Below are 24,229 nucleotides of genomic sequence, written 5' to 3' on the forward strand. Positions count from 1 at the left end.
GATTCTTATGTATGATATCTGAGAACATTCCGTATCTGGTATGTCGCTTACTTGGATGCTTCCAAAGCCTGCTCGATGTCTGCGATGATGTCGTTTACATCTTCAATACCTACTGACAGACGGATCAGGTCAGGAGCAATACCGGCTTCTTTCAACTGCTCGTCGCTCAGCTGACGGTGAGTATGGCTGGCCGGATGCAGTACGCAGGTACGGGCATCAGCTACGTGGGTTACGATGCTGATCATCTTCAGGCTGTCCATAAAGCGGATGGCATCCTCTTTGCTTCCTTTCAAGCCAAAGGCAATAACGCCGGATGAACCGTTTGGCAGATATTTCTTGGCCAGTTCGTGATAAGCGTTTCCTTCCAGTCCGCAGTAGTTTACCCAAGCCACGCGCTCGTTCTTTTGCAGGTACTCGGCTACAGTCTGTGCGTTTTTACAGTGTTGTGGCATGCGCAGATGCAAGGTTTCCAATCCCAGATTCAGCAGGAAGGCGTTCATCGGGCTAGGAGTAGAGCCTAAGTCGCGCATCAGCTGTACGGTAGCTTTGGTAATGAAAGCCATCTTGCCGAATGCTTTGGTATAAGTCAGTCCGTGGTAGCTCTCATCCGGCTCGCAGAGTCCCGGGAACTTATCGTGATATTTTTCCCAGTCAAAGTTTCCGCTGTCTACAACAGCACCGCCCAGAGATACGGCGTGTCCGTCCATATATTTGCTGGTAGAGTGGGTTACGATGTCAGCGCCCCATTCAAAAGGACGGCAATTAATAGGAGTGGCAAACGTATTGTCTACGATCAGAGGTACACCATGCTTGTGAGCCATCTTGGCAAAGCGCTCAATGTCAAAGACATTACCTCCAGGATTAGAGATGGTCTCTCCGAAGACGCACTTCGTGTTTGGACGGAAAGCAGCCTCGATTTCCTCATCGCTCCAGTTGGTGTCGATGAAAGTACATTCAATACCCAGTTTCTTCAGAGTTACTCCAAAGAGATTAAAGGTACCGCCGTAAACAGTATTGGAGCAGATCAGGTGATCGCCGGCTTCGCAGATATTGAACACGGCATAGAAGTTGGCAGCCTGACCCGAAGAAGTCAGCATGGCAGCCACACCGCCTTCCAGTTTGGCGATCTTTTCGGCCACGGCCTCGGTTGTCGGGTTTTGAAGGCGAGTATAGAAGAAACCACTGTCTTTTAAATCAAACAGGCGGGCCATCTGGTCACTGTTTTCATATTTGAAAGTCGTACTCTGATAGATGGGTAATACGCGTGCTTCCCCTTTCTTGGGATTCCATCCGGCCTGTACGCATAAAGAGGCCCTGCTTGTTTTCTTTTCCATTGTGTTTTTGAGTTTTTTCAGTGTTTATTTTTTGATGTTTTTCTTTAAATCCTCGTGTAATATCTTATTTACTTTCTTTTGCAAGTGTTTGATTTTGTGCGGTTGTTTTTTCTTTGCTAGGAAAGCCGAGTCGGTCTGCCAGAATGGAGTAGAGAAACCGGCAGCCGGAATGAAGCTGATGTCCACTTCCTTGTCGTCCGGATCATCATCTGTCCAGCGATAAGGTACTCTACGTTCGTGATAGGGAGTGATTTCCACCATACTGTGTCCAGAGCGTATGATGTCTAGTTTTTTGGCCGCGGCCTTGGATAGGTCAATAACAAAACGCCGTGTATGCGGCCCGCGGTCGGTTACCTTGACAATGACCTCTCTGCCATTGCTTAGGTTGCGTACTTTCAGCAGTGTCCCTAAGGGGTATTTTAAGTGTGCACAGGTCATGCTGTCTTTGTTATAGCGTTCCCCGTTACTCATAAAATTGCCGTGCAGCTTATCCGAATAATAAGATGCCCTGCCTTTGGTTTGTGCGAACAGAATGCCGCCGCCCAATAAAAAAATCAGGCTTAAAGTTAGAAGTCTGTTTTGCATAACACGTATGTTTATTTTACAAAGATGCTATAAAATCATGGAAAAAGCCAAAAAAAGAACGTTTTTTTCGCCAAATTACCCTTTTTTTATCACCAAAAAGCCATTTTGGACATCTGATCAACCTCTTGATGTATAACATTATCTTGGTTTTTTGAGTCGCAAATAAGGCTTTCTCCTTAATTAATATTAACTAAGAGGGATTGCTAGAAAACTTTTTAGCCTCGTAAAGTTTTCTTTTATACTTTTGTATCAGTATCAGAAGTTTTCTGTAAAGGAAGACCTCTGAAATGTGATCTATCTAAAATCAGAATCTTGTGGAAAAAGAACAAAAAGAAGCTATCTTAGCCTGGGTATTGCATCGCTTCAGAGAAAAGGGAGTCCGCTCGGTTACCATGGATGAGATTGCTGCTCATGCCGGTATTTCAAAACGTACCTTATACGAACAGTTCGGCGATAAGGAACAATTGCTTATAGAATGCCTGAAATATCATTGGGCGCAAGAACAGAAAACCTTGATGGAGTATGCTGAGAGTGGCACGCACAATGTGCTGGAACTGATACTTTTTTCTTTCAACCAGAAGCTGGCAGCCTGTCGCAACACTTATCCGGGTTTTACCCGGGATATCATGCGTTACCGGCGTGTGACGGAATACGTGCAACTTTATAACAAGAATTCTTCGCGTGAGTTTATAGCTGCCTTGAAACTAGGGGTGGAGCAGGGACTGATGCGCGGCGACATCCGCTTTGAATTGTTTGAAGAGTTCCTTACGGCCCAGTTGCGTCTGCTTTACGAAGAAGGAGTCTGGCGCAAATATACCCCACAGGAAGTGTTTCGCCTGATTTTGTTGGTATGGCTTCGTGGCATTTCCACCGAAGAGGGAGGCCGGATTATTGACACTTACATGAAGGAGGAAATGGAATTCTAGACTATATATATAATGTAACCATAATATAGAATGATGAAGATGAGTTTAAGAAAAGGAGTATTGCTGTTGTTGGCTTTATGCTTCGGGGCCCGGGTGCACCGTGCGTATGCCGGAGAAGTATTGCAGCTTACACTGGATGAGGCTTTGAAGATTGCTCTGAGCGACAACCCGACCATCAAGGTGGCCGATCAGGACATCGAGCTGAAAAAGGTCTCGGCAAAGGAGGCCTGGCAAAGTCTGTTGCCGACTGTGGATTTGAATGGTACTATCACCTACACCATCAAGACGGCCACCATGAATATCGGCGGTAACCAGGTGAAGATGGGTAACGATGCATCAAACACCTGGAATGGAGCCTTGAATATCAGTCTGCCGGTTTATGCGCCTGCTGTCTATCGTACCATGAAGATGACCAAGGACGATATTGCTTTGGCGGCAGAAAAGAGCCGGGCGTCACGTCTGGATTTGATCAATCAGGTGACTAAGGCTTATTATCAGCTCATGCTGGCGCAGGACAGTTACGCAGTGTTGCAGAAAAGCTATAATTATAGCGAGGAGAACTATAATGTGGTCAAGGCCAAGTTTGAGCAGGGCAGTGTCAGCGAGTACGACAAGATTTCGGCCGAGGTGCAAATGCGCAACATCAAGCCGAATGTTGTGGCGGCCGCCAACGCCGTGAATCTGGCTAAAACCCAGATGAAGGTACTGCTCGGCATCGGCGATCCCGAACTGGAAATCCAGATTCAGGATAACCTGAAAAATTACGAGCAGGCGGTGCATGAATACGACCCGCTGGAGCAGGTTTCTTTGGAGCAGAACACCACTTTGCGTCAGTTTACGTTCAACGAAAAACTGCTGGATCACAGTCTGCGCATTCAGAAGTCAGCCTTTATTCCGACACTGGCTTTGAATTATCAGTACCAGTATCAGGCTCTGTTTAATCAGAATTTCCAGTTCTGGAACTACAACTGGACGCCGAGTTCCACTTTGGCGCTCACGCTGAGCATTCCGCTGTTCCATGCAGATAATTTTACGAAGATGAAGACCACGCGCATCCAGATGCAGCAGCTGGCCGAGAACCGCCTGAATACGGAGCGTCAGTTGAATATGCAGGTGCAGACTTATCTGGACAATATGCAGGCCAGCAACGAACAGATGGCCAGTAACAAGGAGTCTGTGGCACAGGCCGAAAAGGGACTTCTTATCGCCCAGAAACGATACGATGTGGGCCGCGGCACGATTCTGGAACTGAACAGCAGTGAAGTGGCCTTGACTCAGGCAGAGCTGACCTACAATCAGGCCATCTATGATTATCTTACCGCACGTGCCGATTTGGATTGTCTGATCGGCAATGACCAATAAAAAGAATAAAAACAAAGAATAGAGAATATGAGAAAATTAGTGCAAATGGGAGCGTTCCTGCTGGCCTTGTGTTGTCTGCCGGCCTGCTCCGGAAACAAGGAAAACAAAGAACAGCAGCAGGAGGCTGAGGAGAAGCCGAAGGTAAAGATTGCCATGTCTTCTGAGCGTGATGTAGAACAGATCGAGGAATATACGGCCACTGTGGAGAGTGATGTGAAGAACAATATCTCTTCGAATGCGGCACTGCGTATCAAGAATATTCTGGTAGATGTAGGCGATGTGGTGCGTCGCGGACAGCTTTTGGTGCAGATGGACGAGTCGTCTTTGCAGCAATTGAAGTTGCAGATTGAGAATCAGAAGGTGGAATTTAACCGTACCGACCAGTTGTATAAGGTGGGCGGAGCCAGCAAGGCTGAGTGGGACAATGCCAAGATGCAGCTGGACATTAACGAAACGGCCTATCGCAACATGCAGGAAAACACCCGCCTGATCAGTCCGGTGAGCGGTGTGGTCACTGCCCGCAACTACGATAACGGGGATATGGCCGGAGCCAATCCGATTCTGACCATCGAAACACTGTCGCCGGTAAAGATGCTGATTCATGTTTCCGAGACCTACTATCCGCAGGTGAAGAAAGGCATGTCGGTAGCCGTGCGTGTCGATACCTATGGTGAAGAGGAATTCCCCGGAAAGGTAAGCATCGTTTATCCGACGATTGATCCGAACACCCATACTTTCCCTGTGGAGATTACTTTGAGCAATCAGGACAGCCGCGTGCGTCCCGGAATGTTTGCCCGTGCCACATTGACTTTCGGTGTGGAGCGCCACACTCTGGTGCCCGATCAGGCTGTAGTCAAGCAGATGGGAGCCGGCGATCATTATGTCTATGTCTATGAGAAGAATGGAACGGTGAGCCGCAAGAAAGTGGAGATTGGTCGTCGTCTGGGTACGGAATATGAAATCCTGAGTGGAGTAGAGGCCGGTCAGCAGGTTGTCATTGCCGGACAGAACAAGCTGGCCGACGGTGCCGCCGTGGAACTGGTAAAATGATTTTGCCGAATTTGATTAACACTGAAAACCAATTGTTATGAGTTTATATGAAGGAGCGGTAAAGAAACCGATTATGACCACACTCTGTTTTGTGGCCGTGATGATCCTGGGTCTGTTCTCGCTATCCAAACTTCCGGTAGACCTTTATCCGGATATTGACACCAACACCATTATGGTGATTACCACCTATCCCGGTGCTTCGGCTTCGGATATCGAGAACAATGTGACCCGCCCCCTGGAGAATACCCTGAACTCTGTGGAGCATCTGAAGCACATCACTTCGCAGTCGCGTGAAAACACCTCGGTGATTACTCTGGAGTTTGAATATGGAAATGACATTGAGGTGATTACCAACGATGTGCGCGACAAGCTGGACATGGTCAGCTCCATGCTTCCGGACGAGTCGAACACTCCGATTATCTTCAAGTTCTCCACCGATATGATTCCTATTGTCATCCTGTCCGTTCAGGCCGATGAGAGCCAGAATGCGCTGTATAAGATTCTGGACGACAATGTGGCCAATCCGCTGGCCCGTATTGACGGTGTGGGAACCGTATCCATTTCCGGTGCGCCGGAGCGTGAAATCAACATCTATATGGATGCCCGCAAGATGGAAGCCTATGGCATTCCGGTGGAGACGGTCACCCAGATTATCGCTCAGGAAAACAAGAATGTGCCCGGAGGATCGTTTGATGTGGGAAACAACACCTACGCCCTGCGTGTGGAAGGTGAGTTCAAGGACCCGCAGCAGATGCTGAATATCATTGTGGGAACGCACAACGGAGCCCCCGTTTATCTGCGCGACATTGCGCGCATTGTGGACGGAGTGCAGGAGCGTGCCCAGAAAGCCTATAACGGCGGAAAGCAGGGAGCCATGATTGTGGTTCAGAAGCAGACCGGTGCCAACTCCGTGCAGATTGCACAGGATGTCAAGAAGATGCTGCCCACCTTGCAGAAACAGCTTCCTACCGATGTGAAACTGGGTGTGATTACCGATACCTCGGACAACATCCTGAACACCATCGACTCTCTGGTAGAAACCATCCTTTATGCCATCCTCTTTGTGGTGCTGGTGGTGTTTGTCTTCCTGGGTCGTTGGCGTGCCACGGTGATTATCTGTATCACCATCCCGATGTCGTTGATTGCCTCATTCATTTATCTGTTCGTGGCCGACGGTTCGTTGAACATGATTTCTCTGTCGTGTCTGAGTATCGCGATTGGTAATGTGGTGGACGATGCCATTGTGGTGCTGGAGAATGTCACCACCCATATTGAGCGCGGCTCAGATCCGAAACAGGCCGCGGTGCATGGTACCAACGAGGTGGCCATTTCCGTAGTGGCTTCTACACTGACCATGATTGCCGTATTCTTCCCGCTGACCATGGTGACCGGTATGTCCGGAGTGCTGTTCAAGCAGTTGGGTTGGATGATGTGTGTGATTATGACCATCTCTACGATTTCGGCGCTGACCTTCACGCCGATGATGTGTTCACAGCTGTTGCGTTTGCAGAAGAAGCAGAGCAAGCTGTTCCTGATGCTCTTCACTCCGATACAGAAAGCGCTCGACCGTCTGGATTTGTGGTATGCCGCCCGTCTGGACTGGGGTGTGCGCCATCGCAAGACCATCCTTTTCGGTTGTATTGGTCTGTTTGTTCTCAGTTTGGGATGCTGCAGCGGAATTCAGTCCGAGTTCTTCCCGGCCAACGATAGCGGTCGTGTCGGTATCAAGTTGGAGTTGCCGGTCGGTACCCGTGTGGAAGAGGCCGAGCGCCTTTCTCTCGAACTGACAGACAAGTGGCAGAAACGCTATGGCAAAGACATGGAGGCCATCAACTTCAAGGTCGGTCAGGCCAGCGATGATGATACCTACAGTTCTTTGTCGGATAACGGTCCGCACATCATTGAGTTCAATATCTCCATGGTACCTTCGAACGAACGTGACAAGGGACTGGCGCAGATCTGTGATGAAATGCGTGCCGATCTGGCCCAATATCCGGAATTTGTGAAAACCGACGTGATGCTCGGTGGCGGACACGGAGGTATGGGCGGACAGTCTATGGCATCATTCGAAATTTATGGTTATGATTTCGATGCGACCGACCGCGTGGCCCAGCAGCTCAAGGAACAACTTGAAAAGGTGCCGGGTGTCGGTCAGGTGAATATCAGCCGAAGCGACTATCAGCCGGAGTATCAGGTGGATTTCGACCGTGAGAAACTGGCGTTGCACGGACTGAATCTGACTACCGCAGCCACCTATTTGCGTAACCGTATTAACGGAGCCACTGCTTCCTATTATCGTGAGGACGGTGATGAGTACGACATTAAAGTGCGTTACGAGCCCGACCAGCGCCAGAGTATCGAAGCTTTGGAAAACGTGATGATCTATAATGCTGCCGGACAGGGTGTCCGCGTGAAGGATGTCGGTACGGTAGTAGAGCGCTTCTCTCCGCCAACGATTGAGCGTAAGGACCGTGAGCGTATCGTAACCGTAGATGCCGTGCTTTCGGGTATTGCCTTGAGTGAGGGTGTGGCTGCCGGTAATGCCATTATCGAAAAGATGGATTTGCCGCAGGGTATTATGGTGAAGGTGGCCGGTTCGTATGAAGACCAGCAGGATTCCAACAAGGATTTGGGTACGCTGGCCGTGCTGATCCTGATTCTGGTGTTCATTGTGATGGCGGCTCAGTTTGAGTCCATGACCTATCCGTTCATCATCATGTTCTCCATTCCGTTTGCCTTCAGCGGTGTGATTCTGGCCCTGTTCCTTTCCGACACTCCGTTGAGCGTGATGTCCATGTTGGGAGGAATCATGCTGATCGGTATCGTAGTAAAGAACGGTATTGTGCTCATTGACTATATCCTGCTTTGTCGGGAGCGCGGCATGGGTATTATCCGCTCGGTAATTACGGCCGGACGAAGCCGTCTGCGCCCGGTACTGATGACCACGCTGACTACCATTCTGGGTATGGTGCCTATGGCGGTGGGCCAGGGTGTCGGTGCCGAGATGTGGCGTCCGCTGGGCGTGGCCGTAATCGGTGGTCTGACGGTATCTACCGTGCTGACTCTGATTCTGGTGCCGGTGGCCTACTGTATGTTTGCCGGTAACGGAGTGTTCTTCAAGCGCCGTAAGCTGAAGAAACAGCGTGCACTGAACGATTACTATTTGAAACATAAAGATAAGATGACTCGTGTCAAGGCTTCGGGAAAGATACATCATACACACGAGCATGAACCGGAAAAATAAGAATGCGATATGAAGTCAATTATGATAACTTTCGATCAGGCCTATAATGAGCGGATCGTGGAACTGCTGGACCGCATGAACTGCCGTGGGTTTACCCGCTGGGAGCAGGTGCAGGGCCGTGGTTCGAAAACTGGAGAACCACACTACGGTTCGCATGCCTGGCCTTCCATGTGTTCGGCCATCATGACGGTGGTGGACGATCATAAGGTGCAGCCTTTGCTGGACAAGCTGCACGAAATGGATCAGGAAACCGAGATGCTCGGTCTGCGTGCCTTTGTCTGGAACGTGGAACAGTGCATCTGATATTTTCTAGCTGTAGCGACAAGAGTCATGGCAAATCCCTGGTGGGATTTGTTGTGACTCTTTGTTTTTTTCGGCCCCGTGATGTCCTTTAAAAATCATTGTGATGTTTTTCAAAAAACATCGAGATGCTTTCCCATTTTCATCGTGATGATTTTTTCTTGTCATTTTTTGTTATATCGGCTTGATTTAAGTCAATATATGAAAACATGTTCTTGAAGACTTTGCCTTATTGCTTAAAAATGAGTACTTTTGCAGCCGATTTATGGAATACTACAAGAGAACATGGATTCTGTGCCTCATGATTGTTGCCGCATTGATGGGGTTACATTTTCTGCCACGGATGGAAATCTTTGGCATGGAGCTGCGTCGTGTGGACTTGCTTTCAGACCTTTTTCCGGACACCCCCGATGTATCGGAAAAGGAGCTGGCTGAGGCCATGAAGCAGCAGCGCCCGCATCCGGCGCATCGGAAAACGAACGACTGTCCCAAGGGAATGGTCTGCATTGAAGATTATGCCACAGACGAGAAGAGAAGCATGGATGTGTTTTATCGTCGTCTGATGGAACTGAATACCCGGAAAAAACCGGTTCGCATTGCCTATTTCGGCGACTCCTTTATCGAAGGAGATATCTTTACGGCCGATCTGCGTGATCTGCTCCAGTCCCGTTTCGGCGGTGCCGGGGTGGGTTTTGTCGATATGGCGTCGCAGACAGCCGGCTTCCGGCAGACAGTGCGTGCCTATTCGCAGAATGTGGAGTCGCACAGCGTGATGGATTCCGTGCATAAGAATGCTTTTCTGGGCATCAACTGCCGTTATTTCTTCCCGTTGGGCGGGCAGGTGAGCCTGACGCTCAAAGGTACGGGATACGGCAAGAATACACAAAAGGCCCAGAAGTCGCAGCTGTTCCTGAAGACCGAAGTTCCGTTGCAGGTTACGGCCGAGGTAAACGACGGTCAGCAACAGACCTTTGATTTGAAAGGAGCCGACCGCATTCAGTGTCTGACAACCACTGGAGCCATCAGTCAGGTAAAATGGTCCTTCTATGCCGATTCGCTGGCGCGCCGCCGTGTGGTGCTCTATGGAGCCACAATGGACAACGAGCAGGGCGTGGTGGTGGACAACTTCTCTTTGCGCGGTAGCGGCGGAGGAGTCTTGCTGTCTATCCCCGATGAGAACCTGAAACAGTTCTTTGACTATCGTCCTTACAATCTGATCGTATTGCACTATGGACTGAATGTGGTAGGACCGGGCAGCGGCAAGAAGGCTGCGGATAATTACGGCCGCATTCTGGACCGCATGATCCGAAAGTTCCAGGCTTTGCAGCCGGGTACACCGATTCTGGTGGTGAGCGTGAGCGACCGGAACAGCCGCGATAAGGACGGAAAGATTACCACAATCGGCGGAATCCGTTATCTGGTGAACGAGCAGCAGCAGGCAGCTGTCCGTAATGGAGTGGCTTTCTGGAATCTGTTCGAGGCGATGGGAGGTACGGCCAGCATCAAGCGTATGGCCGAGCAGAAGCCGGCACTGGCCAACAAAGATTATACCCATCTGAATTTCCGGGGAGGAAAAGTATTGGCAGAAAAACTGTATGAGGCATTGGTGAATGCCGTGAAGAATTATACAAAAGAAAATCAATATGAGGATTAAAAGATGTTTTTTGGGGATATTAGGATTGTTTTTGGGAATGCAACTGACGCTTATGGCCAGACAGGTGCCGGAAATGACCGCCTCCATGCCGCCAACATTCCGTCAGACGCAGGTAAATCAGATTCTCGGTTCTGATCTGCTGACCCCTTTCTTCGAGAAAATCAAAAAGGCCGACCGCCCGGTACGTGTCCTGCATCTGGGTGATTCACACGTGCGGGGGCATGTCTTTACCGTAGAAACCCGCCAGTGCCTGGAGCAGGCTTGGGGCGACTCGGCTGTCTATGATGATAAAATCACCTATAAGACTTCGGCACTGGCCCGCGAAACCGGTAAGGCCGGTTTGGTGTACCATGCCTACGGCATCAACGGAGCCACGTATGCCCAGTTTAATAACGAACAGACCCTGAGCAAGTTCGATGATCTGAACCCGGACCTGATCATTCTTTCCTTCGGAACGAATGAGGCTCATGGACGCAATTATACCGAAGAATGGCAGATTCAGGAAATGGATGCCCTGCTGGCCACTCTGAGAGAGCGCTTTCCCGAAGCGGATTTCCTGCTGACCACACCGCCGGGATCTTACTGGCGTAAACGGGTGAAGACCACGCTGAAGAACGGAAGAAAAACTTATGTGACCCGTCATATCCTGAACGAACAGGTGGAGCAGGTGGCCCTGACACAAGTAGCCTACGGTGCCGAGCACGGCATTCCGGTGTGGGACCTGTATCACGTAGTGGGCGGAGCCGACTATGCCTGCCGTAACTGGCGCAGCGCCGGCTTGCAGCGTTCAGACTATATTCATTACACCCCAGAGGGGTATATCTTACAAGGAAAGCTTCTGGCGGAAGCCATCCTAAAGGCTTATTATTCTTATGAAACAAATACTCTTTGATTTTCTCGACGGGCTTCGGGCAAATCTGCTGTACGATCCGGCTTCGCCGATGATATTCAGCACTTCGCTGTTTCTTTTCCTGTTTTTAGGGGTGGCGCTGGTTTATACGGCGCTGGACAAGAAAGTGACAGCACGCTTGCTTTTCATAACTCTGTTCTCTTATTATTTCTATTATAAGAGCAGCGGTTTCTATTTTTTCCTGCTGGCGGTGGTCACCGTGTCCGATTTTCTGCTGGCTTTGGCCGTGGACTGGTCTTTTAACCGTTCAACCCGATATGCCGAAACAGGTCGCAAGCCCTGGTCGGCACGTTTTTTCATGTTCCTGAGTCTGCTCATCGACCTGGGACTGCTGGCCTATTTCAAGTATGCACATTTCTTTTCCGATATCTGGGCCTCTCTGTCCGGAAAGAACTGGATTACCTGGGACATTTTTCTGCCTGTGGGTATTTCTTTCTTTACCTTTCAGAGTATGTCCTACACCATCGACGTGTACCGTCGCGAGCTGAAACCGCTGCACAACCTGTTGGATTACGCTTTTTATGTATCGTTCTTCCCGCAGCTGGTGGCCGGTCCTATTGTGCGTGCTCGCGACTTTATTCCGCAGATCCGTAAGCCGCTGGCGGTGGATTCCGTAATGTTCGGGCAGGGAGTGTTCCTGATTTTTGCGGGACTTTTCAAGAAAGCCATTATTTCAGACTATATCAGTGTCAATTTCGTGGAGCGTATCTTTGACAATCCGTCGCTCTATTCCGGTGTGGAGAATCTTTTCGGTGTGTATGGTTATGCCTTGCAAATCTATTGCGACTTCTCCGGTTATAGCGATATGGCCATCGGACTGGCTCTGCTGCTGGGCTTCCATTTCCCGCAGAACTTCAACTCTCCCTACAAGGCCTGGAGTGTCACCGAGTTCTGGCATCGCTGGCACATCAGTCTGTCCACCTGGTTGCGCGACTATCTTTATATCTCTATGGGTGGAAACCGGAAGGGAAAGATCCGAACCTATTTCAATCTGTTTATGACCATGCTGCTGGGTGGCCTGTGGCACGGAGCCAGCTGGAACTTTGTGATGTGGGGCGGTCTGCACGGTGTGGCTTTGGCGCTGCACAAGGGATTCCGTTCGCTGCTGGGACGCAAAAAGGGAGAAGAAAGTCATGGATGGAAAAAGGCGATGGCCGTGTTCCTCACGTTCCATTTTGTCTGCTTCTGCTGGATTTTTTTCCGCAACCAGAGTTTCGAGAACTCCTGGGTCATGATCGGGCGTATTTTTACAGCCTTCCATCCGGAAGTCTTTGTACAGATGATTCAGGGATATAAAGGCGTGTTCATACTCATGCTTTTGGGATATCTGCTTCATTTCTGTCCCGACCGCTGGCAACAGTGGGCCGAGCGTGGCATGATCCGTTTGCCGTTGATTGGTCAGGCTTTGCTTCTGGTTGCTCTGATTTATTGCGTGATACAGATTAAGTCAAGCGATATACAGCCTTTCATTTACTTCCAGTTCTGATCTTATTTAAAAGAATATGAGTCCGATATAAAATCAGAAAATATTGAGTTACACCGTCATTGATAAATTTACATCAATGGCGGTTTTCTTTTTTTCAGGTAAATATCTTCTTGCTTATATCAAGTTCATGTCAAGATATTCGGTGATGTTCCAATAAAAGTTCAGGTGTTTAGAAATTATTAACGTAAAGAATTAGTTTATGAACTATAAAATCTCGTTATTTGCCGAAAACAACTTGAATATCATGAAACGACTGACTGCTAAAGAAGAAGAAATCATGGGCTTCTTTTGGAAGGAAGGTCCCATGTTTGTGAAGCAACTGCTTCCGTTTTATTCCGAGCCCAGACCACATTTCAATACCCTGTCTACGATTGTCCGCGGACTGGAGGAGAAAGGTTTTCTTGCCCATAAAGCATATGGGAACACATATGAGTATTATCCGGTGATATCGGAGGATGAGTTCAAGAAAGGGACGCTTCGTGCTGTGATTGATAAATATTTCAATAAATCTGTGCTCGGTGCTGTTTCTTCTTTGGTTGAGGAAGAGGAGATTTCAATTGATGAATTGAATGATCTGATCCGTCAAGTGAAAAAAGGAAAATCATCCATATAAAAACTGCCGGCTCAAGGCTCTACTCTTTTGCCGGCAGCGGATGCATCTGTTATAAATAAAAACGTATTACGATGATGCATGGAACAAAGGTACGAATAGATTTTCTGGCAGCATAGAGATTGTTGTTAAAAATCGCAGAGGCCCGATGAGTTTCATGTGTTTTCTGCTTTTCATACTCTAAAATCTGACTTATGGAAACCTTCTTTGTTTATCTGATCAAATCATCGGTTTGCATTCTGCTTTATGAACTGTTCTACCGATTGTTTTTACGGGGAGAGACTTTTCACCGTTTGAACCGGATTGTGTTATTGATGTCGCTGATCTTGTCTTTATTGCTTCCGCTGTTCGATGTATCGGAATGGTTTGCTACTACCGAACAGAATAGAGCTCTTCCTTTGACAGAGCTGACCGGCTCACTGCAAGAACTGGTTGTTGAACAGAAAGCTGTGGCATTATCGAATCGCAACGGTATGACTGTGAGTGTTGTGCTTTGGGGAATCTATTTGACAGGTGTTGTGCTGTTGCTGCTGAAGAATTTATTTGTTTTTGTTTATTTACACCGGTTGTTGAAACGATGCCGTCGGGAACAGACCACTGACGGGCAAATATATTACCGCTACCCGGATCGAATCGGCCCATTCAGCTGGTTAGGGCGTGTTGTGCTTTCTTCGGCAGATGACGGGGCTTTGACTAGTTGTATTCTGGCTCACGAAAGAGCGCATGTCCTATTGGGGCATTCCTTGGATTTAGTGCTCGTTGAATTGTTCCTTTGCTTCCAATGGTTCAATCCGGCGGCATGGTGGTTGAAAAAAGATTTGAGGCTGGTTCATGAGTATGAAGCCGACCGGTATGTACTTTCTTCCGGCTTTGACGCATGCACTTATCAGTTATTGTTAATCAGAAAATCTGTCGGACCAAAGCTCTACAATATGGTCCACAGCTTCAATAATTATTCACTTAAAAAACGTATTACGATGATGATGAAACGTAAATCAAGATTCTGGACGCAGGCTAAGAGTCTGTATGTCTTGCCGCTTGGCGGATTCGTATTGTCTTTGTTTGCTTGCACCGACGGAAAGAAGCCGTCCGTACAAGAGCCCCAGCCGATGGAAACTCAGTCGGTAGAGGCTCAATCTGCAAAACCTCAAGAAGTAGCTGTTAAGGAGCAGCCCCGTGATACCGTTGCTTCTTTCCAAGAAGAGCAGCAGCGTGTTACCACTACAACACCTGTCAAAAAACCGGTGAAGAAATCTTCAGGAAAGGATGCTCATGAGAACCTTGAGGATCCGTCTTTTCCGGGAGGTGATGTTGCATGCATGAAATGGCTGACAAACAACATCAACTATCCGAAAGAAGCCATGGAAAAGGGGATAGAAGGGAAAGTCATTGTTAGATTTGTCGTGACAAAAAACGGAAAGATTACGAATGCGGAAGTTGTCCGTCCTGTAGATCCGTTGCTTGAAACAGAAGCTTTGCGGGCGATTCGTTCCATGCCCGATTGGATACCGGGGAAGCGCAACGGGCAGAATGTTGATCTGCAATTTACCTTACCGATAGCTTTCCGATTGCAGTAGATGAGTCGTTGGGCGGCAGTTGCCCCAACAGATTTTGACCGTTTGTCTCATTTAACGTGGGTTTGATATGATTGAAGAAATTTCTGATTTTATGTCAGGCTCACGTTAATATCAATGTAAAAATAAGTTAAACCTTTATTATTGCGCAGTCTTTCTGCTTTTTGATGCATCTTTCTGATATTTGTTTTTGAAAAATAGCATGGAAAAGGAGTTGCAAGAATGCATTGAAGGTTGTCGTCATGGAGATCCGAAGGCCCAATCGGATCTCTATGTTCGTTATGCCCCCCGAATGAAACGGAGCGTGCTGCCGCTTGTGGGGGATGAGGCTTTGGCCGAAGACCTGGTGCACGATACCTTTATCTTGATTCTGGAACATATCGGAGAACTGAAAGATGCTTCCCGGCTGGAGCCTTGGATGAGTCTGACTTTACGGCGGGTTGCCCTGCAATATTTGCGTAGCTGGTATGCCCGGCATATATCTTTTCCCGGTGAGCTGCCCGAAAGGAAACCGGGTGGGGCAGATGCTGCCGCTCCTCTTACTCTGGAAGAATTGTATCGTCTGTCCGGACGTTTACCTGAAGGTTACCGAAGGGTGTTCCGTCTGGCCTATTTTCAGGGAATGAGTCATGGAGAAATCGCGCAGATTCTGGGCATTCGTCCGCACACCTCTTCTTCGCAGCTGGCGCGGGCACGAGCCTTGTTTCGCAAGCTTCTGAAAGAATACGGTATAGGAACTTCCGCCTTGTTGTTTTGGCTCTGGCTGGCGCAGAATCCGGAGGGATATGAATCTGTCAAGCATGTTCCTGCAATTCCTCAGGAACCGGGGCAGTATTCTGTTCCGGCTCTCCGTTCTGCAGACTCTCAAAATATCCCTGGTTCTCATGGAACAGCAGTTGTCCGCTCGTCGGAGTCAGATACCACAGTCTGTTCGGATACGCTTCGTCGAAAGACTCCGGAACTTGACCGGCAGCCGGAAGAACCGCAGCACGAACGGAAAAACGATGAAGGCAAATCGGAAAGATTTCCGGTGAGGTATCCAAACGGGCGTCTTCCTATGGCAGAATCCTGGAAAAAGAAGGTACAGCGCAGAAACCGGTGGGCAGTATCTTTGGCATACAGTCAGAACCGCGGACTGGAGACCGTTGCTCCTAAGGCCATGCCGATCCTGAAACGGACTGCCGGTTCCGGCGGTACGGTGCTGGTACCGGAGATGACAACTTCATGGGATGAGTATTATGAATACCTGACAACCTATTTCCCTTCTTTTGAAGATCCCGAGAAAGTGCTGAATCTGATTGATATTGCGAATCAGAATAAAGGTCAGCAAATTCGGGAAACCGCATATTATGACCAGCCTTTTGTCTTTAAACTTGCGGCAAGCTACCGGTGGAACGAGCGGTGGCAGGTAGATATGGGCATTCAGTACAAGAAACTCGGTGCCCGGTTCAAACTTGGAACGGATTCCCTTTTACTTACGCGGCAAACAGTTCATTATGTTGGATTGTCATCCGGGCTGGGATGGACCTGGTGGCAAGGACGTCGTTTCAGTTTGCAGGCCACTGTGGGAGCTGCTTTGGATATTCCTGTATCCTGGTCATCGCGCACGGATTATGTCTTTGAAGGACGGTCGTTCTATTCGGAAACCAATGAAATTCGTCCTCGAGTGCAGGGTTCGGTGTTTGGCGGTGTCGGGATAGAGGTGCCGTTGAACCGGCATTTCAGTCTGCATCTGGGGCCTCAGGTGAATTATTATCTGCCGACCGGTGGGGGAGTGAAAACCATTCATACCGACCGTCCTTTTGAGTTCAGTGTGCCGGTTGGCATCCGATGGACTTATTAAAAAGAATTTTCGAAGCAGTGTTTTGCTGCTTTGCTGCATCATTTATTCATGTTTCACGCAAACAGAATAGAAAGATGCAGAAAAGACATACAGACAGAGAAATGTATTTTGAGGAGCAAAGCCGGACGGCTTCACAGTATTATTGGCCTTATTTGCAGCAATATGGAATAATAAAGCCCCGTAAAGTGTTGGAAATAGGTTGTGGCGAAGGGGGAAATCTGTTGCCTTTTGCCCAAGCCGGTTGCGAGGTCTATGGTATGGACCTTTGCCGACAGAGAATCAGACAGGCCGAGCAGTTTTTTCGGAAACGCGGTTTAAGACCTCATTTGTGGGTTGGAGATGCCGTAACCTATAATTGGGGGGAAGAGCGTTTCGACCTGATCTTGCTGCACGATGTCATCGAGCATGTGGCGGACAAGAAAGGACTTTTACGGAAGATGCACGATCTGTTGGCTCCCGGAGGAGTGGCTTTTGTGGGCTTTCCGGCCTGGCAGATGCCTTTTGGCGGGCATCAGCAGATTGCGCGCAGCCGTTTGTCTCTTTGTCCCTGGATACATCTGTTGCCGGCATCGGTTTATCAGAAATTGCTCTATAAGGCCGGAGAGACCGATGAAACGGTGCGGGAACTGTTGGCCATCCGCGACACTCGGTGCACGATAGAACACTTTCAGCATGTGGTGCAGGAGAGTGGCTTTCGGGTGCAGCAACGCACTTTGTTTTTGATTAATCCGCACTATCAGATCAAATTCGGGCTGCATCCTGTGGCATTGCCTTCACTGATAGCACGGCTGCCCTGGTTACGGAATTTTTGTTGCAGCGGCACTTTTTATCTGTTGAAAAGTGCCCGCTGAAACCATTTACTTCTTATTTTAAAGGATTGTCTTCGCTCAAATACCAGTTGACGAATCGGCGGATGCCTTCCTGAAGCGAAACCTGAGGCTGATATCCGGTGTCCGTTTTCAGTTTATGGGTATCGGCATAAGTCTGATACACATCGCCCGGCTGCATGGGCAGATATTCTTTGACGGCTTCACATTGCAGGTTCTTTTCCAGTTCGTGAATGAAGTCCATAAGCTGCACCGGTTGTGAACAGCCGATGTTGTAAATCTTGTAGGCAATCTGGTTGGGACATTCCTCGGCAACCGGCGGACAGTCTATTACGCGAATGGTGCCTTCAACAATGTCATCGATATAAGTGAAGTCGCGGCTCAGATTGCCCTGATTGAAAATCTTGATGGGTTCGCCGGCACGGATGGCCTTGGTAAAGAGCATGGGAGCCATATCCGGGCGTCCCCACGGACCATAGACGGTGAAATAGCGCAGCCCCGTTACGGCAAAGCCATACAGTTTGCTGTAACAATGTGCCATGAGCTCGTTGCTCTTCTTGGTTGCCGCATAAAGGCTTACCGGATTGTCTACCTGATCCTCTTCCTGATAAGGAACCTTCTGGTTCAGGCCATAGACAGAACTGCTGGAGGCAAAGATCAGATGAGGCACCTGAAAATTGCGGCAGCATTCCAGCAACACCAGAAAACCTTGCAGGTTGCTTTCCAGATAAGCATAAGGATTTACAATTGAATAGCGTACACCGGCCTGGGCGGCAAGATTGACCACCTTGTCAAAAGAGTGCTCGCGGAACAGAGCTTCCATTTGAGGGCGGTCTTCAATTCCCATACGGATGAACTGAAGATGTTCAAAGCGGCTGCTTGAATACACTTTATGCCATTCAAAGTTGTTGTCCGGCGCTGTGATGCCGCATTCTTTCAGGCGGCCGTATTTCATACGCACGTCGTAATAGTCGTTTATATTGTCTATTCCAATAACCTCATTGCCTCTCTGGGCCAGCATATAGCTTAATTTTGATCCGATAAAACCAGCGGCTCCGGTAACTAGTATTTTCATAAAGTGTTCGTTTTTTGACGATGTAATCAGACTTGTTGCTTGCAAAGGTATAAATAATCAGCCTTAAATGTTTTCTTTTTGCATGAAAATATGTGGCAAATGAAATGAGAAGAAATCTGTCAAAATGAAAATAATTGTTTTTTTTTCAGATTTGAGCCCATTTTTATTTACTCAATGACTATATTTGCAAGAATCATTTTGAGATTTAATACCTAAAAAACAATCGAAAACAAAATCAAAGGGACGTTATTTATGAGAAAAAAAGACTTATCGAGATCGGTCTTTTCTTTTCTTTTCCTTTTCCTGCTCGGCACGTGGAGTGGCGGAATGCAGGCGCAAGGATTAGAGGATGGAAAGATGTACCGTGTGTTGAACAAGGCGAAAAATCTGGCTGTTTCCAATGGAAGCAAGGCAGAGAATGATGCTCCGATTATTCTGGAAAAGGAGGACGAGAACAGTCTGGGGCAGGAGTGGATGTTGGTAGAGCGTGATGCCAAACAGAAAATATATGTTTTTGTCAATCCGAATTATAATAAGGCGATTGACATGGCTTTGACTTCCAAAAACTATTTGCTTCAGTGGGATGTGAATCTGACTAATGACAATCAGGCGATTCAGATTGCTGCCGTAGACGAAGAGAACGGTGTGTATCAGCTGCTCAATTCCGGAAATACCAGTCAGATGGCAGTCCCGTTTGAATCGAACGGAAAATGGCAGTTGCGGATGCAGGCCGGAAGCCAGGCTGAAGATACTTATTTTACCTTTAAGGCTTTGGACAAGGAGGCACCTGCCATTCCGCTTGCCGGAAAATATTATATCATCACTAATGTAAAGACCGGACAGGTGGTCAGCAATGGCGGAAGCAGTTCGACGAATGCACGTGTGATTTCCGAGCCTTACGAAAAAGGAAGTTATGAACAGGTGTGGAAACTGCTTTCCGGAAATACCGGTTTGATAGTCATGAATCCTACTTTCGGGGGATTGGCTATAGACTTTTCAACCGATGGCAAGAAATATCCTTTGCTTTGGACGGTTTCTACCAATAATGTCAACCAGAATCTGACTTTCTCTAAGGTTGAAGGGCACGACGGATATTATCAGCTGTCTGCAAAGGCTTCAGATAAAACAGTTTATTATCTCAAGGGAGTGGAGTCCGGAAATATGGAACTGACTACGGACGCTGCCGATGAGGCTACTTATTTTACATTACAGTTTACTGAAAAGTCTCCTTCTAACTATTGGGAAGACCAGTCTGTTTATGAAGAAAACAAGGAGCCGGGACATGCTACTTACATGCCGTATGCTTCTGCTGCCGAGATGCGTGCCGATGAGTTTTATCAGACTCCGTGGACAACTCCGAAGAGCAGCCGTGTGTTGAGCCTGAACGGTGTGTGGAAATTTAACTTCGTCGGTGCTCCTGAAGAAAGACCGGGTGAGGACACTTTCTACGGAGACAAGGCTGATGTGTCGGAATGGGATACGATTTCTGTTCCTTCATGCTGGGAAATGAAGGGCTACGACAAACCGATGTATATCAACGTGCAGTATGCCTTCCCGGATAATCCTCCTTATGTAAGTACCAATATTAACGGAGTAGGAAAGAATCCGGTTGGTTCCTATCGCCGCACCTTTAACTTGCCGGAAGATTGGGCCGACAAACGTGTCTTCGTTCATTTCGACGGTATTTACAGTGCCGCTTTTGTATGGGTGAACGGTCAGTATGTGGGTTATACTCAGGGTGCAAACAATGCGGCTGAATTTGATTTGACTAAGTTTGTGCGTTCTGGTGAGAATAACATTTCCGTTCAGGTATTCCGTTGGTCTGACGGTTCTTATCTGGAAGGACAGGATATGTTCCACATGAGCGGTATCCACCGTGATGTATATCTTTTCGCAACTCCGAAAACTTATGTACGCGACCACTATATTACCAGTGAACTGGACGCCGGTGCACAGTACAAAGCCGGTAAGATGAATGTGGCTCTGACTCTGAACAATCGTGACAAGGCATCGGGCACCAAGACTTTGCAGGTGGATCTGATTGCCCCGGACGGTTCCGTGGTTGCTACACAGAACAAGGCGGTGAACTTCTCTGCGGATACAGAAGAGCAGGTCATAAATCTGGAGTTTGCCGGATTGAGCAATCTGTTGCCGTGGACTGCCGAAACTCCGAACCTTTATACCGTAGAGGTAAGTCAGAAGGATGAAAACGGAGTAGAAGAGTCTGTATTCTCTACCAAATACGGTTTCCGTCATATTGAAATCAAGAATGCATTGGTATATATCAATGGCCAGCAGATCTATTTCAAGGGTGTGAACAATCAGGATACTCATCCTTTATATGGACGTTCTATCGATGTGCCGACCATGCTGAAGGATATTACCATGATGAAGCAGGCCAATATGAATACCGTGCGCACCAGTCATTATCCGCGTCAGGCCAAGATGAATGCCATGTTCGACTATTATGGTCTGTATGTGATGGATGAGGCTGATCTGGAGTGTCATAAGAACTGGGATGATCATTTCTATGGCGACGGAACCATTACCGAAGATCCAACCTGGGAGGGACAGTATGTGGACCGTACCACCCGTATGGTATACCGTGACCGCAATCACCCTTCAGTGATTTTCTGGTCTATGGGTAACGAGTCTCAGAATGGCAGAAACTTTGCCAAGGCATTCGCTGCCATGAAGGCATTGGATAACCGTATCATCCATTATGAGGGAGCTACACGCTTTAGTGGTCGCGGTCGTGACAACACGGAAATTTACTCTGTGATGTATCCTTCTTTGTCGGAGGTAACACAAAATGCGACTGTAAATTCAGATGGTAAGCCTTATTTCATGTGTGAGTATGCACATGCTATGGGTAATGCCGTGGGTAATCTGCAGGAATATTGGGACATCATCGAAGGCAGCCGTTATGGAATCGGTGGCTGTATCTGGGATTGGGTGGATCAGTCTATTTACGATGCACAGTCTATCAAGGACGGTGAGCTGACCAAGAATGGTTTCAATTATTATATGTCCGGTTATGACTATCCGGGTCCTCATCAGGGTAACTTCGTGAACAATGGTCTGGTTACTGCCGACAGAGCATGGACCGCAAAACTGACAGAGGTGAAGCGTGTATATCAGTATGTTAAGTTCAAGAACTTTGATGCTGCAACCCAGACACTTACTTTGGAGAATAAGTACGACTTTACAGACTTGAACAAGTTCGTTCTTTCTTATGATATTCTGAAGGATGGTATTGTGGTAGAGCAGAAAGAAGTGGAACTTCCTTCTGTGGCTCCGGATGCTACCGCTCAGGTGCAGACGCCATTCGATACCAAGTTTGAAGAGGGTGCCGAATATGCCATTACGTTCCAGGTGAATCTGAAAGAGAAAACAGCTTGGGCCGATGCCGGCTATATGATGGCCAGCAACCAGTATGTACTGCAGGAGCGTCCGGAAACTTTGCCGCAGCCGGTTTTGCCTGCTACCTCGGATCTGCTCTGCTTCTCTATGGGTTCTGACCTGAATGTGAAGAATGAGAATATTCAGTTTATAATCAACAAGACAACCGGAGTGGTGAAGACCTGGAGAGTAGGAGGTGTGGATGTGATTGCTGCTAACGGTGGTCCGCAATATTCTAACTTCCTTTATATCGAGAATGACCGCAACAATGATCTGTCTACCGGTGCAACCGGAGTAAACGTAAACTATACGTTGGCCGATGACAAGCAGTCTTGCGCAGTTGAAGTAACCGTGAATGGCAACACTTGTCCTTATACAGTGGTCTATACGGTATATGCTGCCGGTGTCGTTGATATGGAGACAACTTATCGTCCGGCTAAAGCCGACTTGCGTCGTATCGGTATGTATATGCAGTTCGATAGCAACTGGGAAGGAATTGAGTATTATGCCAAGGGGCCGTGGGAGAATTATATCGACCGTCAGAGCGGTTCTTATCTGGGACGCTATACGACAACCATTTCCGATATGTTCGAGAATTATTCACGTCCACAAAGTATGGGTAACCGTATGGCATTGCGCGAACTGTTGCTGGTTAACGGCACTAAGGACACATTGCAGATCCAGACAGAGGGTCAGGTGGCATTCTCTATCCTGCATTATGAGGATAACCAGTTCTCTAAGGGAGAATACACACCGTGGCATCCGTGGAATCTGACTAAGAGAGCCGAAAGCTATGCTCATTTCGATTACATGCAGCGTGGCTTGGGTAATGCAAGCTGTGGCCCGGGTACTATTGAGAAATATTTCTGTCCGTCATCAGGTTCTTATACGAACAAGTTGCGTTTCTCTTTAAGAGGCTTCAAAGTTCCTACCGGAATCTGTGAAGAGGTGACTGCAGATGTAAATCAGGCACAGATTGTTTATAATCGTGCTGCTGATGCCGTTGTATGTAACGGATTGCCGGAAAATGCCCTTGTGCAGATTACAAATCTGGGCGGTGTTGTTTTGGCAAAGGAAATCAATACAAGCGATAACGGTCAGTTGAGCCTTTCTTTGAAGGGACAGCCTTTGGGTACTTACTTGGTTACAGTGAAAGCTGAAAAGCAGGTGCGTGTACACAAACTGCAAAAATAAATCGAACGGATTTAAACTTGAAGACAAGGGTACACTCCTCCACTATAGTGGATAAGTAATAGGAATAGCCGTCCAATTTTTTGGGCGGCTATTCTTTTGTTTTATTCCATCGTCCTGAAAACGGCCTTTTGTATCTTTCTTGATTCTGGATATGACTCTTTTGGGGAGGAGGACTTTTATAAATATGTTTTTGGGGAAATAAAGAATCTTGCGAAAGTTTCTTTGAACAGAAGAAAAATGCTTATCTTACCATCCGTTTGAATAATAAAAGGAGGAATGATGGAAACAAATGTGATACATGATGAGAAAAACCGGGAGTTTTATTTGCTGACAGAAGGAGTAAAGTCTTATGTCTCTTATGAAATGATAGGAGAAAAAATGTTGGATTTGCAGCATACTATAGTCCCAAAGGCTGTTTCCGGAAGAGGAATCGCAGCACAATTGGTGCAGATTGCGTGTGATTATGCCCATGCCCAAGGATATAAGATCAGGGCAACATGTGCTTATGCTCAGGTTTGGCTGGAGCGCCATCCGGGGTATGATTATGAGATTGCCGACTGTGGGGCATCATGTTCTCTATAGTGGTTGCAGGGAATACTTTGAAACAAATAGGAGTTGATCTTCTTCTCTGGGATGATTCTTCAGAGTTGCTTTAAGGAATTGGTGGCTTGTTTTTAGGCCATCAGGCTCCTATAAAAAGAAGAAAAGGTTAAATTCGTTAGTAAAATGAGAACTTATAGGCGGATTATGAATTTTGATTTTAAGATTTCATACTTGTGAGGATACAGAAAAATGTCTCTTAAGAACAGAAAAAGCGCATATTTTGTCCCGTAACTGCAAAAAGACGCATAAA

17 protein-coding genes are annotated in these 24,229 nt (G+C 47.7%); 14 read left to right on the top strand and 3 right to left on the bottom strand.

The window, feature by feature from the left end; genetic code table 11:
- Positions 1-47: 47 nt before the first annotated feature.
- Positions 48-1,334: an O-acetylhomoserine aminocarboxypropyltransferase/cysteine synthase family protein gene (locus tag DXA74_RS12470; RefSeq protein WP_118528097.1), complete on the bottom strand. Its 1,287-nt coding sequence runs from the start codon at positions 1,332-1,334 to the stop codon at positions 48-50.
- Positions 1,335-1,358: 24 nt separating this feature from the next.
- Positions 1,359-1,919: a septal ring lytic transglycosylase RlpA family protein gene (locus tag DXA74_RS12475; protein WP_118528099.1), complete on the bottom strand. Its 561-nt coding sequence runs from the start codon at positions 1,917-1,919 to the stop codon at positions 1,359-1,361.
- A gap of 314 nt (positions 1,920-2,233) precedes the next feature.
- On the opposite strand from DXA74_RS12475, the gene DXA74_RS12480 reads away from it, so the two are divergent.
- From DXA74_RS12480 to DXA74_RS12535, 12 genes are all read left to right on the top strand, one after another.
- Positions 2,234-2,845, top strand: a complete 612-nt coding sequence (locus DXA74_RS12480; RefSeq protein WP_118528101.1) for a TetR/AcrR family transcriptional regulator — start codon at positions 2,234-2,236, stop codon at positions 2,843-2,845.
- Positions 2,846-2,875: 30 nt separating this feature from the next.
- The gene (locus DXA74_RS12485; protein WP_118528103.1) at positions 2,876-4,207 is read left to right on the top strand and encodes a TolC family protein; all 1,332 of its coding nucleotides are present in this window, start codon (positions 2,876-2,878) and stop codon (positions 4,205-4,207) included.
- Between the two features lie 27 nt (positions 4,208-4,234).
- Positions 4,235-5,257 carry an efflux RND transporter periplasmic adaptor subunit gene (locus DXA74_RS12490; protein ID WP_118528105.1) on the top strand — a complete coding sequence of 341 codons (1,023 nt, stop codon included), beginning with the start codon at positions 4,235-4,237 and terminating at the stop codon, positions 5,255-5,257.
- A gap of 37 nt (positions 5,258-5,294) precedes the next feature.
- Positions 5,295-8,501 (top strand): efflux RND transporter permease subunit, encoded by a 3,207-nt coding sequence (locus tag DXA74_RS12495; protein ID WP_118528107.1) that lies wholly within the window; start codon positions 5,295-5,297, stop codon positions 8,499-8,501.
- Positions 8,502-8,510: 9 nt separating this feature from the next.
- A complete protein-coding gene (locus DXA74_RS12500; protein WP_118528109.1) occupies positions 8,511-8,804 on the top strand; it encodes a PG0541 family transporter-associated protein in 294 nt (97 codons plus the stop codon).
- Positions 8,805-9,066: 262 nt separating this feature from the next.
- Positions 9,067-10,455, top strand: coding sequence for a hypothetical protein (locus tag DXA74_RS12505; RefSeq protein WP_118528111.1), 1,389 nt, complete (start codon positions 9,067-9,069; stop codon positions 10,453-10,455).
- Positions 10,445-11,347 carry a GDSL-type esterase/lipase family protein gene (locus DXA74_RS12510; protein WP_118528113.1) on the top strand — a complete coding sequence of 301 codons (903 nt, stop codon included), beginning with the start codon at positions 10,445-10,447 and terminating at the stop codon, positions 11,345-11,347. Before DXA74_RS12505 ends, DXA74_RS12510 begins: the two co-directional genes overlap by 11 nt.
- The gene (locus tag DXA74_RS12515; RefSeq protein WP_118528115.1) at positions 11,328-12,851 is read left to right on the top strand and encodes an MBOAT family protein; all 1,524 of its coding nucleotides are present in this window, start codon (positions 11,328-11,330) and stop codon (positions 12,849-12,851) included. The genes DXA74_RS12510 and DXA74_RS12515 overlap by 20 nt, the downstream gene beginning before the upstream one ends.
- 244 nt (positions 12,852-13,095) lie before the next feature.
- A complete protein-coding gene (locus tag DXA74_RS12520; protein WP_118528140.1) occupies positions 13,096-13,464 on the top strand; it encodes a BlaI/MecI/CopY family transcriptional regulator in 369 nt (122 codons plus the stop codon).
- A 191-nt stretch (positions 13,465-13,655) separates the two neighbouring features.
- Positions 13,656-15,038: a M56 family metallopeptidase gene (locus DXA74_RS12525; protein WP_118528117.1), complete on the top strand. Its 1,383-nt coding sequence runs from the start codon at positions 13,656-13,658 to the stop codon at positions 15,036-15,038.
- Between the two features lie 199 nt (positions 15,039-15,237).
- Entirely contained in the window at positions 15,238-16,878 is a 1,641-nt protein-coding gene (locus tag DXA74_RS12530) for a sigma-70 family RNA polymerase sigma factor (RefSeq protein ID WP_118528128.1), read from the top strand.
- A 74-nt stretch (positions 16,879-16,952) separates the two neighbouring features.
- The gene (locus DXA74_RS12535) at positions 16,953-17,729 is read left to right on the top strand and encodes a bifunctional 2-polyprenyl-6-hydroxyphenol methylase/3-demethylubiquinol 3-O-methyltransferase UbiG (RefSeq protein WP_118528130.1); all 777 of its coding nucleotides are present in this window, start codon (positions 16,953-16,955) and stop codon (positions 17,727-17,729) included.
- Positions 17,730-17,742: 13 nt separating this feature from the next.
- Here DXA74_RS12535 and DXA74_RS12540 read toward each other — a convergent pair whose 3' ends face one another.
- Positions 17,743-18,780 carry an NAD-dependent epimerase/dehydratase family protein gene (locus DXA74_RS12540; protein ID WP_118528132.1) on the bottom strand — a complete coding sequence of 346 codons (1,038 nt, stop codon included), beginning with the start codon at positions 18,778-18,780 and terminating at the stop codon, positions 17,743-17,745.
- Positions 18,781-19,032: 252 nt separating this feature from the next.
- Here DXA74_RS12540 and DXA74_RS12545 point away from each other — a divergent pair, with 252 nt between their 5' ends.
- The gene (locus DXA74_RS12545) at positions 19,033-23,376 is read left to right on the top strand and encodes a glycoside hydrolase family 2 TIM barrel-domain containing protein (protein WP_233550536.1); all 4,344 of its coding nucleotides are present in this window, start codon (positions 19,033-19,035) and stop codon (positions 23,374-23,376) included.
- A gap of 276 nt (positions 23,377-23,652) precedes the next feature.
- A complete protein-coding gene (locus tag DXA74_RS12550) occupies positions 23,653-23,958 on the top strand; it encodes a GNAT family N-acetyltransferase (RefSeq protein ID WP_233550537.1) in 306 nt (101 codons plus the stop codon).
- Positions 23,959-24,229: the final 271 nt, after the last annotated feature.

This window comes from Bacteroides sp. OF04-15BH (assembly GCF_003477995.1).
Classification (GTDB): Bacteria; Bacteroidota; Bacteroidia; order Bacteroidales; family Bacteroidaceae; genus Paraprevotella.